Here is a 4,996-nt window from a genome sequence, read left to right as displayed (position 1 = left end):
TTGTGTTGTCAAGTCTTCGGCTTATTAGTACCGGTCAGCTCCACGGGTCGTTAGTCCCCGCTTCCACATCCGGCCTATCAACCCAGTAGTCTGCTGGGAGCCTCTCACACTCAAGGTGCATGGAAATCTCATCTCGAAGACGGCTTCCCGCTTAGATGCTTTCAGCGGTTATCCGGTCCGAACGTAGCTAATCAGCGGTGCCCTTGGCAGAACAACTGACACACCAGAGGTTCGTCCATCCCGGTCCTCTCGTACTAGGGATAGATCTTCTCAAATTTCCAACGCGCGCAGCGGATAGGGACCGAACTGTCTCACGACGTTCTAAACCCAGCTCGCGTACCGCTTTAATGGGCGAACAGCCCAACCCTTGGGACCTACTCCAGCCCCAGGATGCGACGAGCCGACATCGAGGTGCCAAACCATGCCGTCGATATGGACTCTTGGGCAAGATCAGCCTGTTATCCCCGAGGTACCTTTTATCCGTTGAGCGACAGCGCTTCCACAAGCCACTGCCGGATCACTAGTCCCGACTTTCGTCCCTGCTCGACCTGTCAGTCTCACAGTCAAGCTCCCTTGTGCACTTACACTCGCCACCTGATTGCCAACCAGGTTGAGGGAACCTTTGGGCGCCTCCGTTACTCTTTGGGAGGCAACCGCCCCAGTTAAACTACCCATCAGGCACTGTCCATGAACCCGATCAGGGTCCTACGTTAGACATCCAAAGTGACCAGAGTGGTATTTCAACAATGACTCCACGAACACTAGCGTGCCCGCTTCACAGTCTCCCACCTATCCTACACAAGCCACTCCGAACACCAATACCAAACTGTAGTAAAGGTCACGGGGTCTTTCCGTCCTGCTGCGCGTAACGAGCATCTTTACTCGTAGTGCAATTTCGCCGAGTTCGCGGTTGAGACAGCTGGGAAGTCGTTACGCCATTCGTGCAGGTCGGAACTTACCCGACAAGGAATTTCGCTACCTTAGGATGGTTATAGTTACCACCGCCGTTTACTGGGGCTTAAATTCAGAGCTTCGCCCAAAGGCTAACCCTTCCTCTTAACCTTCCAGCACCGGGCAGGCGTCAGTCCGTATACATCGTCTTGCGACTTCGCACGGACCTGTGTTTTTAGTAAACAGTCGCTTCCCACTGGTCTCTGCGGCCTTCAACGCTCACGGAGTAAATCCGGTCACGCGTCCGGCCCCCCTTCTCCCGAAGTTACGGGGGCATTTTGCCGAGTTCCTTAACCACGATTCTCTCGATCTCCTTGGTATTCTCTACCTGACCACCTGAGTCGGTTTCGGGTACGGGCGGCTGCAACCTCGCGTCGATGCTTTTCTCGGCAGCATAGGATCACTGATTTCCCCTTACGGGTACGCGTCGGATCTCAGGCGTACAGACGACGGATTTGCCTATCGTCAGCCCTACATCCTTACACCAGGTTCACCTTACGGATACCATCGCCTGGCTCAGCTACCTTCCTGCGTCACACCTGTTCATACGCTAACCGCACCAGCATGGGGTCGAGCGTTAGACCGGACACCATCACCCCGAAGGGATCCGGATGCGCCGGGTTAGGACTCTTAGCACCACTGGATTAGCTTGGGCGGTTGTTCGCCGGTACGGGAATATCAACCCGTTGTCCATCGACTACGCCTGTCGGCCTCGCCTTAGGTCCCGACTTACCCAGGGCGGATTAACCTGGCCCTGGAACCCTTGGTCTTTCGGAGGACGGGTTTCTCACCCGTCTTTCGCTACTCATGCCTGCATTCTCACTCGTGTAGCGTCCACGGCTGGATCACTCCGCCGCTTCACTCGCCACACGACGCTCTCCTACCACTCCGCACGACTGAACCACGAAGGCTTGTCTATAGTGCGAAATCTACAACTTCGGTGGTGTGCTTGAGCCCCGTTACATTGTCGGCGCGGAATCACTTGACCAGTGAGCTATTACGCACTCTTTCAAGGGTGGCTGCTTCTAAGCCAACCTCCTGGTTGTCTATGCAACTCCACATCCTTTCCCACTTAGCACACGCTTAGGGACCTTAGTTGGTAGTCTGGGTTGTTTCCCTCTCGACGATGAAGCTTATCCCCCACCGTCTCACTGCTGCGCTCTCACTCACCGGCATTCGGAGTTTGGCTGACGTCAGTAACCTGTTGAGGCCCATCGGCCATCCAGTAGCTCTACCTCCGGCGAGAAACACGCAACGCTGCACCTAAATGCATTTCGGAGAGAACCAGCTATCACGAAGTTTGATTGGCCTTTCACCCCTATCCACAGCTCATCCCCTCCATTTTCAACTGAAGTGGGTTCGGTCCTCCACGACGTCTTACCGTCGCTTCAACCTGGCCATGGATAGATCACTTCGCTTCGGGTCTAGAACATGCGACTCAAACGCCCTATTCAGACTCGCTTTCGCTACGGCTGCCCCTCACGGGTTAACCTCGCCACATATCACTAACTCGCAGGCTCATTCTTCAAAAGGCACGCCGTCACCCCTACAAGGAGGCTCCGACGGTTTGTAAGCAAACGGTTTCAGGTACTATTTCACTCCCCTCCCGGGGTACTTTTCACCTTTCCCTCACGGTACTTGTCCGCTATCGGTCATCTGGGAGTATTTAGGCTTATCAGGTGGTCCTGACAGATTCACACGGGATTTCTCGGGCCCCGTGCTACTTGGGATACACATCCGGCCATAACACCATTTCGTCTACGGGGCTGGCACCCACTACGGCCCGGCTTTCAAACCGGTTCGACTATGATGCGCTGTAACCGCCCCAGTCCGGCAGAACTGAGTGACGTGTCCCACAACCCCGACCATGCAACGCCCGCCGGCTATCACACATGATCGGTTTAGCCTCATCCGCTTTCGCTCGCCACTACTCACGGAATCACATGTTGTTTTCTCTTCCTGTGGGTACTGAGATGTTTCACTTCCCCACGTTCCCTCTACCCGCCCTATATATTCAGGCGGGAGTCACCAGGTCACAAAAGCGCCTGGCGGGGTTTCCCCATTCGGAAATCCTCGGCTCACAGCTCGATTATCAGCTCCCCGAGGCTTATCGCAGATTTCTACGTCCTTCTTCGGCTCCAGATGCCAAGGCATCCACCGTTTGCTCTTAGAAACTTGACCACAAAGATTAAAATTGCGATCGACTCGAACAACAACTCCACCCGAAGGCTTCATCATCGTCACGAGCGATCTAAGATGCTCGCGTCCACTGTGTAGTTCTCAACATACGATCGGCACCAGCACTCCCCCACCCTACGGTGGACTCATCCTGGCCCGACGAAGAACCAGCAACCAGCAAGCGAGAACCTCGCCACCAGTCACGGCTCAACCCCCGACCACACTCGGCCGGGAAGCCTGGTCCCTCAGGACCCAACAACGTGCACCAGCCAGCAGCTCCACCCCGACCCGTTCCCACCCTGCAAGCAAGGTGTACTAAGACCGGAAGCATCACTCCCGACTGCACTGTCAATGTTCCACCCATGAGCTACCCGTCGGACACGTTCGGTCCGAATCGGGCGCCTGGACACCACGAGGGTGCCAGATGCTCCTTAGAAAGGAGGTGATCCAGCCGCACCTTCCGGTACGGCTACCTTGTTACGACTTAGTCCTAATCACCGATCCCACCTTCGACGGCTCCTTCCACAAGGGTTAGGCCACCGGCTTCGGGTGTTACCGACTTTCATGACTTGACGGGCGGTGTGTACAAGGCCCGGGAACGTATTCACCGCAGCGTTGCTGATCTGCGATTACTAGCGACTCCGACTTCATGAGGTCGAGTTGCAGACCTCAATCCGAACTGAGACCGGCTTTTTGGGATTCGCTCCACCTTACGGTATCGCAGCCCTTTGTACCGGCCATTGTAGCATGCGTGAAGCCCAAGACATAAGGGGCATGATGATTTGACGTCATCCCCACCTTCCTCCGAGTTGACCCCGGCAGTCTCCTATGAGTCCCCGGCATAACCCGCTGGCAACATAGAACGAGGGTTGCGCTCGTTGCGGGACTTAACCCAACATCTCACGACACGAGCTGACGACAACCATGCACCACCTGTACACCGACCACAAGGGGGCGACCATCTCTGGCCGTTTCCGGTGTATGTCAAGCCTTGGTAAGGTTCTTCGCGTTGCATCGAATTAATCCGCATGCTCCGCCGCTTGTGCGGGCCCCCGTCAATTCCTTTGAGTTTTAGCCTTGCGGCCGTACTCCCCAGGCGGGGCGCTTAATGCGTTAGCTACGACACAGAAACCGTGGAAAGGTCCCTACATCTAGCGCCCAACGTTTACGGCATGGACTACCAGGGTATCTAATCCTGTTCGCTCCCCATGCTTTCGCTCCTCAGCGTCAGTTACGGCCCAGAGATCTGCCTTCGCCATCGGTGTTCCTCCTGATATCTGCGCATTCCACCGCTACACCAGGAATTCCAATCTCCCCTACCGCACTCTAGTCTGCCCGTACCCACTGCAAGCCCGAGGTTGAGCCTCGGGATTTCACAGCAGACGCGACAAACCGCCTACGAGCTCTTTACGCCCAATAATTCCGGACAACGCTTGCACCCTACGTATTACCGCGGCTGCTGGCACGTAGTTAGCCGGTGCTTTTTCTGCAGGTACCGTCACTTTCGCTTCTTCCCTACTAAAAGAGGTTTACAACCCGAAGGCCGTCATCCCTCACGCGGCGTTGCTGCATCAGGCTTTCGCCCATTGTGCAATATTCCCCACTGCTGCCTCCCGTAGGAGTCTGGGCCGTGTCTCAGTCCCAGTGTGGCCGGTCACCCTCTCAGGCCGGCTACCCGTCGTCGCCTTGGTGAGCCATTACCTCACCAACAAGCTGATAGGCCGCGAGTCCATCCCCAACCAAAAAATCTTTCCACCACCAGACCATGCGGCCGGTGATCGTATCCAGTATTAGACGTCGTTTCCAACGCTTATCCCAGAGTCAGGGGCAGGTTACTCACGTGTTACTCACCCGTTCGCCACTAATC

At 55.8% G+C, this 4,996-nt stretch carries 2 rRNA genes; both read right to left on the bottom strand.

The features are described from left to right. Positions 1–4: 4 nt before the first annotated feature. Positions 5–3,132 (bottom strand): 23S ribosomal RNA (locus BIU94_RS02640). 432 nt (positions 3,133–3,564) lie between these two features. Next, positions 3,565–4,996 (bottom strand): 16S ribosomal RNA (locus BIU94_RS02635); the annotation flags it as partial.

The sequence above is a fragment of the Curtobacterium sp. MMLR14_006 genome (assembly GCF_001864985.1).
In the GTDB taxonomy this organism is placed as follows: Bacteria; Actinomycetota; Actinomycetes; order Actinomycetales; family Microbacteriaceae; genus Curtobacterium.
The sequence above is the reverse complement of the archived record's forward strand: the minus strand, read 5'-3'. Positions and strand labels throughout refer to the sequence as shown.